At 35.2% G+C, this 14687-nt stretch carries 11 protein-coding genes; all 11 read left to right on the top strand.

All coding sequences use genetic code 11. The features are described 5' to 3' along the window. The first annotated feature begins 121 nt into the window (after nucleotides 1–121). On the top strand, nucleotides 122–970 hold the full coding sequence (gene ahlS / locus NSQ61_RS06300; RefSeq protein ID WP_063389500.1) for an AhlS family quorum-quenching N-acyl homoserine lactonase: 849 nt from the start codon (nucleotides 122–124) through the stop codon (nucleotides 968–970). Nucleotides 971–1081: 111 nt separating this feature from the next. Beyond that, nucleotides 1082–2263 carry an iron-containing alcohol dehydrogenase gene (locus NSQ61_RS06295; protein ID WP_063389499.1) on the top strand — a complete coding sequence of 394 codons (1182 nt, stop codon included), beginning with the start codon at nucleotides 1082–1084 and terminating at the stop codon, nucleotides 2261–2263. Nucleotides 2264–3713: 1450 nt separating this feature from the next. Beyond that, entirely contained in the window at nucleotides 3714–4547 is an 834-nt protein-coding gene (locus NSQ61_RS06285; protein ID WP_117017599.1) for a hypothetical protein, read from the top strand. 1478 nt (nucleotides 4548–6025) lie between these two features. Next, nucleotides 6026–6397, top strand: coding sequence for an ATP-binding cassette domain-containing protein (locus NSQ61_RS06280; protein ID WP_340806362.1), 372 nt, complete (start codon nucleotides 6026–6028; stop codon nucleotides 6395–6397). A 77-nt stretch (nucleotides 6398–6474) separates the two neighbouring features. Then, nucleotides 6475–7974, top strand: a complete 1500-nt coding sequence (istA, locus tag NSQ61_RS06275) for an IS21 family transposase (protein ID WP_327848831.1) — start codon at nucleotides 6475–6477, stop codon at nucleotides 7972–7974. Further along, nucleotides 7974–8714 carry an IS21-like element helper ATPase IstB gene (istB, locus tag NSQ61_RS06270; RefSeq protein WP_412674477.1) on the top strand — a complete coding sequence of 247 codons (741 nt, stop codon included), beginning with the start codon at nucleotides 7974–7976 and terminating at the stop codon, nucleotides 8712–8714. Before istA ends, istB begins: the two co-directional genes overlap by 1 nt. Nucleotides 8715–8739: 25 nt before the next feature. Further along, nucleotides 8740–9126 carry an ATP-binding cassette domain-containing protein gene (locus NSQ61_RS06265; protein WP_340806361.1) on the top strand — a complete coding sequence of 129 codons (387 nt, stop codon included), beginning with the start codon at nucleotides 8740–8742 and terminating at the stop codon, nucleotides 9124–9126. Nucleotides 9127–9131: 5 nt separating this feature from the next. Then, the gene (locus NSQ61_RS06260) at nucleotides 9132–9827 is read left to right on the top strand and encodes a hypothetical protein (protein WP_063389493.1); all 696 of its coding nucleotides are present in this window, start codon (nucleotides 9132–9134) and stop codon (nucleotides 9825–9827) included. Between the two features lie 1120 nt (nucleotides 9828–10947). After that, on the top strand, nucleotides 10948–12993 hold the full coding sequence (locus tag NSQ61_RS06255; RefSeq protein ID WP_063389492.1) for a methyl-accepting chemotaxis protein: 2046 nt from the start codon (nucleotides 10948–10950) through the stop codon (nucleotides 12991–12993). A gap of 322 nt (nucleotides 12994–13315) precedes the next feature. Beyond that, a complete protein-coding gene (locus NSQ61_RS06250; protein WP_066250666.1) occupies nucleotides 13316–13591 on the top strand; it encodes an autorepressor SdpR family transcription factor in 276 nt (91 codons plus the stop codon). Then, nucleotides 13588–14238, top strand: a complete 651-nt coding sequence (locus tag NSQ61_RS06245) for an SdpI family protein (RefSeq protein ID WP_340806360.1) — start codon at nucleotides 13588–13590, stop codon at nucleotides 14236–14238. The genes NSQ61_RS06250 and NSQ61_RS06245 overlap by 4 nt, the downstream gene beginning before the upstream one ends. Nucleotides 14239–14687 lie beyond the last annotated feature (449 nt).

The following is a 14687-nucleotide window of genomic DNA, read 5'->3' as shown; positions in this document are numbered from 1 at the left end:
TGTTGTGGTAGAAATGGCTGAATGTTGAAACAAAAACAAGAACACATTTTTACATGTCGTCATTTAAGAATTATTTCATGTCTTGATTGACATTTTCTATTTCATTATAGGAGGGTTTTTTATGGCAAACATTATTAAAAAACACCCGAAACTGTATGTAATGGACAACGGCCGAATGAAAATGGACAAAAACTGGATGATTGCGATGCACAATCCAGCAACCATTGACAATCCGAACGCGCAGACTGAGTTTGTCGAATTCCCGATTTATACCGTTTTAATTGACCATCCTGAAGGAAAAATTCTTTTTGACACGGCATGTAATCCAAATTCCATGGGTCCAGCAGGCCGCTGGTCTGAAACGACGCAAAAAACGTTCCCATGGACAGCGAGCGAAGAATGTTACTTGCATAACCGACTTGAGCAATTAAAGGTCAGACCAGAGGATATTAAATTTGTTGTGGCATCTCATCTTCATCTCGATCATGCGGGCTGCTTAGAAATGTTTACAAACGCAACCGTTGTCGTACATGAAGACGAATTTAACGGCACATTACAATCTTATGCCCGCAACCAAAAAGAAGGGGCATACATTTGGGCAGATATTGATGCATGGATAAAAAATAATCTTCAATGGAGGACAATCAATCGGGATGAAGATCATGTTGAACTTGCGGAAGGGGTGAAAGTTTTAAACTTTGGCAGCGGTCATGCTTGGGGAATGCTTGGTCTTCATGTACACCTTCCTGAAACTGGCGGCATCATTCTTGCATCTGATGCGATCTATACGGCAGAAAGCTACGGGCCGCCAATCAAGCCACCTGGAATTATTTATGATTCTCTCGGATATGCGAAAACGGTCGAACGAATTCGCCGGATTGCCAAAGAAACAAATTCCCAAGTATGGTTCGGGCATGATGCAGAACAATTTAAAGGATTCAGAAAATCGACGGAAGGATATTATGAATAAAATTTCCCGGAGTTTATATAGAAGAAATGGGTGGAAACGTCCATTTAGATTTTAAAGAACACAAATGTCGATGCTTTAAGAGAACATTCCAGGGTGTGAAGGAGGAGAGTCATGACACATTCAAAGCTAGTTTTTACACCTTTATGTTATACTGGATGGGGTTCGTTAAGCCAGCTTGTTCCGGAAGTTGAAAAATATCAACCTAAGAAAATTCTTGTTGTGACAGATCCGGTGTTGAATGACATAGGGCTCGTTGACCGCGTCACATCTCCATTACAAGAAAAAGGATACAGCATTGATGTATATACTGACATCGAACCAGAGCCTCCGCTTCAAATCGGAGAAAAGCTTGTCGCCTATACGAGAGAAAACAAATTCGATCTCGTCATAGGTTTAGGCGGAGGAAGCGCAATGGATTTGGCAAAGCTTGCAGCAGTCTTGTCTGTTCATAAAGGAACAGTGGAAAGTTATTTAAATTTAACAGGTACAAATCAAGTAGATAAAAAAGGTCTCCCCAAAATTTTGATACCCACAACTTCCGGAACGGGCTCTGAAGTCACTAATATTTCTGTCTTATCTTTAGAAAGTACGAAAGATGTTGTAACACATGATTATTTGCTCGCTGATGTAGCAATTATTGATCCGGAACTAACTGTCACTGTCCCGCCGAAAGTGACCGCTGCAACGGGGATCGATGCATTGACACATGCAGTGGAAGCATATGTCTCAATCAATGCCAATCCGGTAACAGACGGTCTTGCCCTGCAAGCGATGAGACTGATCAGCCGTTCCATCCGTAAAGCTGTGTTAAACGGAAATGATAAACAGGCGCGGATTGATATGAGTTACGGCAGCTATATTGCCGGATTAGCTTTTTTTAATGCCGGCGTGGCAGGCGTACATGCTTTAGCCTATCCGCTTGGAGGACAATTTCATATTGCCCATGGCGATTCCAATGCAGTTTTATTGCCATATGTGATGGGCTACATCCGAAAAAGCTGCCAAAAAAGAATGGTGGACATATTGAATGCTCTAGGCGAGAATTCAAGCTATTTGTCTGAAAAAGAAGCTTCCTATCAATGTGTCGAGGAACTAAAAAGATTAGTGGCAGATGTCGGAATTCCGACAACTTTGGGAGAATTCGGCATTCCGGAAAGTGCGATCGAAAAATTGACGGAAGACGGGGTGAAACAAAAAAGATTGCTCGCAAGAAGTCCAATGAAGCTTAATAAAGAAGATATCCGAACCATATATCAGTCAGCCTTTCAAGGGATAGTAACGGAACCGTCATAATTGTCGATAACTTGAGTTTTATAATTCACAGTTGAAAGGAAGATAAGGGCCAGATTTTTGATATTATCCCCTTATAGTTAGACAGAAAAAAGAAAGGGATGTCACTGTCTACTAGAAGGGGGTATTTTTATAGGTAAAAATTAAAAAAACATACAGTAAAGAATATAAATTAGATGTTGTGAAGAAATATTTTGATGAGGGAAGGGCAAACCGTGAAATCATGGATCACTTTCACAACTCTGTTTTTGCAAAATAAAAGTGCAGAGAATTACAAAATCCTTACGCAGTGATATACAAGGTGCTTTACATGGAGGGGGAGACATGAAAACCTTTTTTGGTTTTGCCAAAACTGTTGAAGCTGGTGCTTGGCTAAAGAATCATGGCTACAGAGGATCCATGCCAAGCTCTTGATGGATAGATCGCATATATGTATATTTATACAAAATTTGGATATAGATATACTGCAAAACTCTGTATTTTTTTCTTTCAGAAAACAACATGTCAATTAGGAACAAAGCAATGCCGTTCGAAGAAACGTTATCGAGTGGCCATCTTTCGTGACATCCATGGACATGAGATTCGCATTGTAGCCAATGTTTTGACTATCGGCGGAAAAGATCGCCGATATGTATCCAAAACGTTGGACGGTCGAGATCTTTTCGGTGGATCAAGCAGTATCCTATTTGGACAATAGAAAACGCAGTCTACAATTAGTCGTTTGCATCGTCATTGACTGCGTGCTGTTAAGATGGCTATAGAAGAAGGTGCAAAAGGGGCTTACTTTCATTTCTTTTGAACGTCAACTTCTTTTTGGGCAGCTTCCTCTCAATTGGCAAAATGAACTTCAGACGGCAAGTAGCCCACGTTTTGTCTAATTTCTTTTGGTCGTGTTGTAAAATATTAAAAAATAAGATATTGACTTCCAAAATATTGATATAGTATTTTTTTAATAAAGTAATAATTTTTTCCTATTATAAGAATTTTTACCATTAAAGTCTATTATTATATTTTAAAGAAAAAATACTAGTGTTAGTTACAGTATTTGGATTATCAACTTGTCAATGATATCCTAGCCGTATGTTTTTATTAACTTTCATCGATTCGGTTTGGTTATTATAAATAGACTTCTAATTACAAGTAATGCTAAAAAGAATATGTCATGCATTGCATGATATATTCTTTTAATATTTATTAAATTTAAATGTATATATTCAATCAATTGAAGAAAAAGTAATTTCAAAAAATCCATCAAATGAAGGATGATAAAAGTCTAATTTTGTTTGTGAAAACTTGATAAGGACTACTTACAAATAGATTCCCTTATCCTTTTTTCTTATATACCGTGCGAATAAAAACTCAGAATGTTTTTTATTAGATAATATGCCGACATGATAAAACACTGACCTTTTTAAGCTGTACCATGCAAGTAGTAAAATATTGAGGTGATGGCATGATTCAATTAATTAAGCTTGAACTTAGTAAGTGTATGAAAAGAATAGAGTTCAAGATAGCATTTATAGCTGTTTTTTGTGCAATATTTTTAGACTACATTATTTTGTGTAAAGAATATTATGGATCGGAATTATCAAAGGTAATGTCTGCTTCAACTGGTACTATTCTTACAAACGTTGTCGCAACACCTTTGTCACCAATAGTAGGGATCTTGCTGCCACTAACCGTAAGTATCATTTATTCTGTGTCATTCCTAGAAGAAAAAAATTGGGGATTAAGTAACTTTATTCATACAAGGGTACACAAAGAAAAATATATTTTAGCTAAAGCTATGTCGATTACTCTAGTAAGCTTTTTTGTAATATTAATACCATTATTAGTAAATGAAATTTTAGCGATTATTGCTTTTCCAATCCAAGGATATAATACATTCGGTTTACCAGATTATAAAAAGTTATCGTATATAGATTCAGGAATTATGTTACATAACTTACAGGTGTATTATCCATATTGCAATATTTTAATATTCATCATAATAAGATCATTATTTGCATCTAGTTTTGCTCTCATGGCATTCGGAGTATCATTTTTTAAAAAAGTTAATAAATATGTAGTCATATTATCCCCTTTTATTATTAATACTTTATTTATGATTTTTACTGATGCGTTATCAAGAATTATATCTGATGAAACTATAGCCAGAGCAGTCGGAACAAATATTTTAGGGACAAATAGCTACGGAAGTTTTATATGGTTACTATTCGTACTATGTGGTTACTTTTTGTTTAGTGTTATTTTAATTAGAAGAGGTATGAAGAATGAAATTTTATAGATTGCGAGGTTATAAACGTTTTGATGAGGATAACTGTAGGGGAGAAGCTTTTTTATTTTACAGTATTCATATTGGCGTTTTTTAACAAAATTTTAGGTTCTATTCATAATGTAGAGGATATGTATATGGCCATAGTTAATAATAAAATTTTTACAATTGTCTATTTGCCGATCTTTTTATATATATTTCTAGACAAGTTTTCAAAAAGATTAAAACCCGAAGTAATTGTCAGGTATCAAAGCATAAAAAATTGGAGTATTTCAAATCTTAAAATCATTGCCGCATTAAGTGTAAGACTTTCTATTACATTTAACGTGATCACATCAATCTTTATGGTAATATGTGACACAAATATTTTGTACAATCAAGATTTTTATATTTTCAATTATATCTCAATAGTTGTACAAAGTGTCGGATGGTGTCTAATTGGTATGCTTTTTATGAATCTTATCTCTATTACAAATAGTATTAAATTAGCGTATGTAATAGAAATAGCATTTTTCTTAGCTATTAGACTCATTATGTCTCCATTATCTTTTATATCGTTAAGAGATTACATAGTTCCCATATGGGATACAATGTTCTTTTATGAATTTAATCGAGAATATATGATCATGATTAAGTATTTATGTATGAATATCATTATTATCATAATATTGTTTGTAATATATAGTCATTTGGTCAAAAAAAGAGATCTTAAAATTGAAAGGTAAAGAGTAGATATTTATGAAGGAATTAATAAAAGGTAATAAAGTTTCTTTAATAATTGTTTTACTGTTTTCTATAATTTTCAATTTCCTAGGTTTATTTTTTCATCATATAAACACAACAAATGATTTAATTAGCTTTACTTACGGATACGTTGATTTATGGCATGTCAATAATGTTTTCAGTATAATTCGTTGGTTGCTTCCGCAATTAATTTTACTTGTATACTTAGGCAATTACATTGAAGTTAGACTTCTTAAAAATGCAACATTAATTTTTACTAGGACAAATAAGAAGATGAAAATTTTATTACAGTTTATTTTACAATTACTGTTCATCATATGTTGCTTTTATTTATTACAATTTATGATTGTAATTATAATTGGTGCTATATTAGGATTGGAGCTAGTTTTAAATATAGAAACAATGTTTATCATAATGAGATTAATTTTATATAGCTTTTTAATTATATTAACTGTGAATAGTAGTTCCATCTTATTCAAATCGATTTACGGGGTATATCTAGTATTAATCATCCAATTAGCAATGCTGTACATATCAAATCTTATATTAAATTGGAATAGTTATTTTTTAGTATATATACCTACAACAAATGCATTAGTATCACTAAATGATAACGGTTTAGGAATAAATAATGACAGCTCAATAGTATATTTGTTGATACTAATATTTATAGTAATTATTATATCTATCAATATATTCAATAAAAAAGAAGTTTTATATTAAATCAATTATATTTGGAGGTCATGATGAGAAATATAAAAGTGAACAATGTTTCAAAAGTAATCAATCGAACAACAATTTTAAAAGATATAAATATTATCTTTGAAGAAGGAAAAATTTATGGCATATATGGACATAATGGTTCAGGTAAAACTATGCTATTTAGAACTTTGAGTGGGTTAATTAAACCAACGTCAGGAACAATTACTATTTTTAATGAAGAATTACATAAGGACATAGACTTTCCAAGAAGTATAGGGGTATTAATTGAAAATCCAAATTTTTGGCCTAACTATACCGGAAAAGAAGTGCTAAAAACTCTTGCAAGTATTAAACGTGTTTATTGCAAAATAAAAGTACATAGTTTTGCAAGAAATTTGTGCAGAATAGCTGCATAAAAAAAGGCTTGCCAGCTCACCCAATAACCTCTACTGTTGAGATTGAGCAGAACTTAACAGTAGGAGGATAAGAAAGGATGCTAGCAATGCCTGAAGTTAATTATATCAAACATTTAAGAGAAGTCGAAGATATGTCAATCTCTGAGATCGCTAAAAAGACAGGTAAAAATTGGAGAACAGCAAAAAAATACGCTGACGGTGAAGTACCAGTAGAATCTCTTCCCTTCCGTCGAAGGGGAATGATGTACGAGGAAGAGTACGGAGAAATCGTAGATTGTTGGCTTGAGGAGGACATGAAGCTTAAGAAAAAAGAAAGACGAACAAACAAGAAGATGTTTGAACAACTTAAAGAAGAGCACGGGTTTAAAGGTTCTTATCGAACCGTTTGTGAGTACATTCAGCATCGCAGACCACAAATAAAAGAAGAAAAAACCACAAGATACGAACGTCTGGAGCACCCTCCGGGCGAAGCCCAAGTGGATTTTGGAAATATGACGGCTGTAAAAGACGGCGCATATAAAGACATCAAAACTCTTATTCTCAGTTTTCCATATAGTAATGCCGCCTTTTCTTATCCCCTGCCGGCAGAAAACTCGGAGTGTTTTCTAGAGGGCTTGAAACAGTTATTTCACCAGGCTGGGGGTGTCCCGACATATTTACGAATTGATAACCTGTCGGCAGCGGTTGTAACGGTAGGCAAGGGAGACAAGAGAAGCTATACGGACTCTTTCTTACGCTTCCAGTCCTATTATGGATTTGAAGTACAACCATGCAATCCCGGTAGTGGACATGAAAAAGGGAATGTAGAGAAAAAGGTAGGCTATACAAGAAATAACTTTTTTGTAACAGCCCCAGTAATGGAGGATTTTTCACAACTGGCCCACTGGCTAGAAGAGAAAATGGTAACCGATCGAAAACGCCCTCACTACGAAAAAGGAGTTCCGATAGAAGAATTGTGGGCTGAGGATCAGAAGCAATTAAAAGCTTTGCCAATCAGTGATCTTCCAATCTTTTCAATCGACTCGGCTACTGTAAATAAATATGGCGAGATTCTAGTCGATAGAGAAAAATTCCTTATTCATAAAGCGAGGATCAAACAGACACTAGTTATTAAAAAGGAATGGGACAAATTCACTTGCTTTTCGAATGACGGTGAAATGATCTATCAAGACTCACGTCCCTATATGATGACCACAAGGCCTATACCATGGGACAACATCTTGGCCGACTGGGAGAAAAAGCCACGTGCTGTTAAGTATTCTCGTTTCTTTAAATACCTGCCCGAAAGAGTACAAACTTATCTTACGATAAAACCTGATGAGATTAAGAAACGGGTGGCAGGCTTAAAAAAACTGCTGGAGGTTCATGCCTTACAAGACATCCATAAATGTTTGGAAATGGAGCAACGTATTGAAAAAGAGCCGCACGAATTGGGTTCCTTATTGGAAGCTCAGAAAGCAACTTATCCGGAAAAATTGTCAGAACCCCATACCCCTTCTGTATTACTAGATTATGAAACGGATTTAAGCATGTATGATCAGAGGCTATGTCCGACCTTAGAAGGGAGGGATAACTGATGATCGCTCGTGATCTGAAAGAAGTCTGTAAAACCCTGCACCTTGCTTATATAGCTGATCAGTATGAAGACATTGTCTTTGAGAATAAAGAACAGTTTTTATGTGATGTATTACTGGCCGAAGTCTCATCAAGACAAGCTGCCAAGGTATCGAGACTAATAAAAAAAGCCAAATTTAGAGAACTGAAATGGTTGAAAGATTATGAATGGAACGACCAGTTGCATCTGCCAGCTACCACGACAAAAGAAGAGATTTGTGACCTTCGTTTCTTACATGGGAAACAAAATTTATTGCTTCTTGGCTCACCAGGAACAGGCAAAACCCATTTAGCGACAGCTCTTGGATTAAAAGCCTGCGAAAAAGGGTTTGAGGTTCGTTTCTTTCGTGTCGCAGATTTGGTAGGACAATTAGAGGAGGCGTTAAAAGAAGGTACTTTACAACGAGTAAAACGTCAAATCGATAAGTGCGATTTACTTATACTAGACGAACTGGGATATGTTCCTTTCCAAAAACAAGGATCGGAATTATTGTTTCATATCATAGCCGACTGTTATGAACATAAAAGTGTGATTGTCACATCGAATTTAGAGTTTGGCCAATGGAATCGAGTGTTTGGAGATAACCGCTTAACTTCCGCTTTAGTGGATCGCTTGGTACACCATGCCCATATCATCGCATTCACAGGTGAAAGTTACCGGCTGAAAAATGCTCTTTCTTCTGTGAAATTGAATGGTAATTAATGTAAAAAAATAAAGCTGCAAGCCTATGTATTTTTCGCTGCAATACTCTGCACTTTTTGCTTGCAAAAAACATAAACGAATTATAGATGATGAAGAGATTATAAGATCTTTGGAGAGAGTTGGGCTTAATCCTAATGATTCACGAACTGTAAAAAAATATTCTTTAGGAATGAGACAAAGATTAGGAATAGCACAAGCAATAATGGAGAAACCAGATATTATTATTTTAGATGAACCGACAAGTGCATTGGACGAAGATGGCATTAATTTAGTATACAAGATTCTTTTGGAAGAAAAAGAGCGAGGAGCTATCGTGATTATATCTAGCCACAATAAATCAGATATTGAGACATTATGTGATTGTAAGATAAAGATACAGGCAGGTAAAATCACTGATATGATAGGAGGATAAAATCTGTGACCATAAAAAAAGTATCATTTATTTTTATCCCCATAATAATGACTATTTTCATGGTAGTAATTGGAATACTAACAAGAAATAGCTATATAAATGATGTAGATGTCAATAAATATTTTAATGATAAAGAATTAAATTATACTATATCTAAATACGAGGAAGATATTACAAAGGTATTTACCAAATTTGAAAGTTTGAAGAATTTGGATGAATTGGAGAAAGAATCACCTATAATTGTTAAAGCAAAAGTAGATTCAAAATCACCTAGAATTAGGTACTATTTAACTACATTGACAACAGTAAAAGTCCTAAATGTATATAAAGGAAAAATTAGCAATGATTTCATCTCCGTTTTTGAACCTATAGATATTATAGATGCGGTGGATTCCGCTGGAACAGTAAATTCTGTTGATGGATATAATTGGATGGATAAAGAAAAAGAATATATATTGTTTCTTAGACCACTTAAAGATTCGCATTATAGTGATGACAGTGTAGTTTATTTGCCAACCACTACAGTGTTAAGCAAATATCAAATAGATGAAAGTAAAGTTTCCCTATTAGATGAAGATAAAATGCTAAATGGCAGCTTAAAATATGCAGATATAAAAAATCAAGAAGTTGTTCTTTATGAAGATCAGTATGTTGACAAATTTAATAACTTTAAGCGTGATGTTTTGAACAAATATAATTAAGGATGGTTCTTCGTTGTTTAAAGTGTATATGTTATATATTGGATAAAGGAGAAACGGTACTGTCAAGAATTTTGTGTAATGTAAGATAGGTAGGGTATCTCTGAAATGGATTTAGAATAGAGAGGGATATTACCTCCACACAGGAGACTGAATATTCAGTCTCCTGTGTGGAAAGGGAGAATTCCCTTATTTTGTTTATTTGCAATATTTGGTTAACAATAACGTTCTTCAAACATTCGTTGAAGGGCTTCATGAGCTTCGGCAAATCCTCGTTACTTTCGCCCTGCCCATTTCTCATTAAAATCTTGAACAGTCAAATACACGACTTTTTCCGCGGCTTCTAAACTGCTCAAACTGTTCATCGGCTTTAGGTGCTTCGTTTGTTTGGAAACGCGATCTATTGGTTCAAAGTGCTCCTTCGTTTCTTTCGTATGTTTTTTTATTGCTTACAAAATCATTTCCACTCATTTTGGACATAGATGTGCCTTTTCTTTTATATTCATCGTAACATACTCCAGAAATTTTAACGTAGATCACATTAAACTTTTTAAAATCAACATTTGAATGGTCTTAAATGGAAGTTTAAAAAATTGTTTGGAATAATATGTTATTTTAATTCCAAAAAAAACTTCTTTTCTCCAATCCTATGTTTATTTGTCAGAGAAAAGAGCTGCTCATACTTCAAAAAATATTTGTATCTTTTTCTGTTTTTTTGTCGGAATTTTCTATTTATCATCTTGATTTCTCCTCCTCATTTCGCTTTAATAAAAATGTATCCATCATTTTCCTGAAACATTTTTTGAAACATATGTAAAATAATACCTTAATTTGAAAATTATTTAAAAAATCTAAATAAATGTCCGTTTATTAAAAACGAAAGCGAGGGGAGATTGTGCAGTTGAACGATAGGCAATCGGTCAGCTTGTAACCGCTTTACTTATATAAAGAGCAAAAATTCGGAATTATCGAAAAGGAATTGGATGCGGCAAGATGAGCCGTTGGATTTATTTTCCACTGATGACAATAAATAAAAAACTAGATATGAGATTTAAATTTTCTAAAAAACAAACCTACAGCCGTTTTTTTCACATTTGTCGATTTAAAAGGGGGATATGACGGAATGACTATGAAAGCTAAGCTTTTTGCTTTAATGGCAGGTTTTGTTTTTTTGTTATTGTCCAGCACGTTTCTAGTATTATGGTTGGAAAGAAACACTTTAGAGAAAAAAGGGAATGAAATAACTGATGAAGTATGGAAGGAAGCGGAAACAAAATTAGAGGTGGAAGTGGAGGCGTTTGCGAATCAAATTTCCAGAAATTTAGTTGAACTTGAGCAGTCGATGGAGAAAAATATGCTGAATGCAGCCTATTTATTGCAGGAGCAGGATCGGGGGAGAACGTTACATAACGAAGATTTGAAGCGTTTGGCAGAGCAAACAGGGATGACAGATTTTTATCTGACAAATCGAGATGGAATTTTTGTCGCATCTACAGAGAAAGCGGCACTAGGGAGTAATTTATTTGATATTTGGGACGGATATCGCAAATTGCTGACGGGTGAAGAGCAGATGCTGCCTTCAACCTTGACGATCAAAGCAGAGACCGGAGAGATTTTCAAGTTTATGGCCATTCCCCGCGCTGATGGAAAGGGAATTGTCGAATCGGCGTTAGATGTAAGCAATTTTGAATCGTCGCTCGCCCGTCACATCCAAGAGAAGGAAGAAGTGAAAGCAATTTATTTGTTTGATCCCAAACAAGTCGTATTGATGGAAACATTAAAGAAAGAACAGCGATTGCTGTGGGAAAAAGGAAAGGCTGCAAAAAACGAAAATGTTCAGTCAGTCTTTTCTTCCGGAAAAACTCGGATTTTCCTGAAGGACAATCATGTGGAGGCTTATGTTCCGGTAAAAGCGGATGGAAATGTGCGTTATGTATTATATACCTTGTTAGATGCTGCCCCGTATTTCCAGCATGCCGAATCCACTAACCAAGTATTGCAGGAGTTTCAGCAGTTGATTAATGGGGTTGGATATAAAATCATGCTGGCGATTTTTATCTTTTCACTGTTGTTCCTCTTTGTCCTTTTTGGTGTGATCCGCTCGGTGTTAAAGCCGTTGAAATTTTTCTCTAGAGTCCTGCGGGAAGCAGGGGACGGGCAGGAAGTAAAATGGGAGCAAGTAAAAGCGAAAGAGTTAAAAGAGATTCAAGAAGCAATTACAGAAGTGGTACAAAAGTACCGGGAAATGCTGTCGGCAATCCAAGGCAATTTAGTTGCTGTCACAAAGACCCAGAAGGAATATCGTTCAGAGATGGATACAACGCTGGAGACATTGGAACAGGTTACCAAGGCTGTGACAGATAATGCACACAACAATCAACAGCAAGCTGAGCAGCTGAATGAAGCCGGGGAAATCGTGGAAAATATGTCCCGTACCTTGACGAATGTTTCCAGCATGACATCCGAGCTCGAAGACTTCTCAAACAATGCCAAGGGTCTAGCGGAAAGCAGTATTCGGGGGTTGGAAAATATTACGAATGTAATAGAAAATATCTACAAAGGAGTAGAAGAAAGCGGCAGCCGAATCGAAAAGCTAGCCAAAAGTTCAGAGGAAATTGGAGGAATTATTTCACTAATTAAAGGTATTGCGGAACAGACAAACTTGCTGGCGTTGAACGCAGCCATTGAAGCCGCTCGAGCTGGAGAACAGGGGAAAGGATTCGCTGTCGTGGCCGAAGAAGTCCGAAAACTGGCGGAGGAAAGCAGAAGGGCAACTGATAAGATTGCTCAAATCTTATTGGATATTCAGCGAGAAATTGCCAGTACGAAAGAAGGAAATGACAATCAATTGTCAGTTATTATAAGCAGCAGACAGGGAATTCAGCATGCGAACGATTCTATTCAGCATTTGATTGATGCTACGAAAGAGTCGTCAAGAAAGATTGCCCAGCTGGGAGATTCGGTTGAAACTATGTTTCAAAACGGCCAATGCGTGATTGATGTATTTGAGAATATGCACGGCAACATTCAATCCAATGCCGCAAACAGCGAGCAGCTGCTGGCCATGGTGGAAGAGGTGACGGGAGCGTTGAAGAGATTGAGGGATTTGTTGAATAACATGACAAATTCCACCAAAAAATTAGAGGAAGTAGCGGCTGCAACCCGCTAAAAATATGAATTGCTTATATAGAAAAGCCGCCGCAGCGGCTTTTTTTTCCCAGAAGAAGAAAAAACAAATTGAACTGGAGAAATGAAAATATGAATGGTGTGGTTTATTATGGTATAGAGTGTAGGAAAAAATCAGACGGTTCGATTTTTCAACGGCTTCGTTACTTAACCTGTTTTACGAACTCATTGACAATTATCTGCAAATAGAATATTCTATAATTAGAAAAATATCTAAATATCTAATTTTTTTTGTTTCATAATTAGATGATTTTCTAAATATCTAAATAGAATATTACTTATTTTTTTAAAAGGTGGTGCGTTCTTTGTTATTTAACGAAGCGTTTAAAGCCATTGCTGATCCCACTAGAAGAAAGATTCTTTCCTTGCTGAAAAATGGGGATTTAACCGCTGGTGAAATCGCTTCCCATTTTGATATGCAGAAACCGAGCGTGTCGCATCATTTAAAAATTTTAAAGCAAGCGGATTTGATTCAAGATCGACGCGTCGGACAGCATATTTATTATTCGTTAAACACAACCGTCTTTCAAGATTTAATGAGTTGGTTTTATAATTTTTTACAAAAGGAAGGGGATAAATGATGAGAACAAATCGCTTCGTGGTCATGTTGACGGTTTTTAGTTATTTGTTAAGTTTGATTGCGATCCCATATCTACCTGATGAAGTGGCTACTCATTGGAATACGGCTGGTGAAGCGGATGGGTACAGTAGCAAATGGTTTGGGGCGTTTAGTCTCCCTTTCATTATGACTTCAATCGTATTGTTAATGACACTTTTACCAAAAATGGATCCGAAAAAAGCAAACTATGAAAAATTTAAAGGGAGCTATAACATAATAATCAACGTATTAGTGATCTTTTTTATCGCTCTTCATATCGTGACATTAGCCTATAACCTAGGGTTTCCTGTAGATGTGGGTTTATTTGTGCCAATCGGAATCGGAGTTTTATTCATTGTATTAGGAAACTACATGCCTAAACTCAAACATAACTACTTCGTTGGGATTCGTACACCTTGGACGATAGCGAATGAAACAGTTTGGAACAAGACGCATCGTATAGGTGGAAAAGTGTTTGTGTTCATGGGATTAGCATTAATGTTGACGGTATTTATTGAAGGAATATGGGGTTTTATCTTGTTTTTAGCCGTTACATTGATCGGGGTTGTATATTTGTTTGTTAAATCCTACCTATATTTCCAGGAAGAACAACGGAATGGTTTGCGGTAAGTGAGCAAAATGAAAGAATAGTATGTTCGATTCAGGAACAACAGTCTTCTATTTTTTAAGCATGAATTTTGTATAATATTTACAAAAAAGATCCCGTCTTTTTCTTTCTGTTTATCATGAATAGGAATAACGATACGATATTGGAACGAGATAGGCTGATTTTTTATGTACTTTTAAAAAATCATAATAAAGAGAAAGTTTTAAAGTCAGTTTATACTGACGTTTTTTTGCAGATTTGATATAAAGTTTGGTAGAAACTCTATTATAGAAGATGATAAAGAGCCATATTTATGCATCTTTTTTTAACCAAATATAATAGAAGCAAGAATATTCCGATATTAATTGAAAAAATACAGTAATAATTATAGGCATGATTATAATATTGAAATTTGTAATTAAGATTAAATGTTGGTTCAGCCAAGATGAATCTTAAAATATATACATTCAAT

Source organism: Aeribacillus sp. FSL K6-1121, from assembly GCF_038003725.1.
In the GTDB taxonomy this organism is placed as follows: Bacteria; Bacillota; Bacilli; order Bacillales; family Aeribacillaceae; genus Aeribacillus; species Aeribacillus composti.
This window is presented reverse-complemented; position numbering and strand designations above follow the sequence as displayed.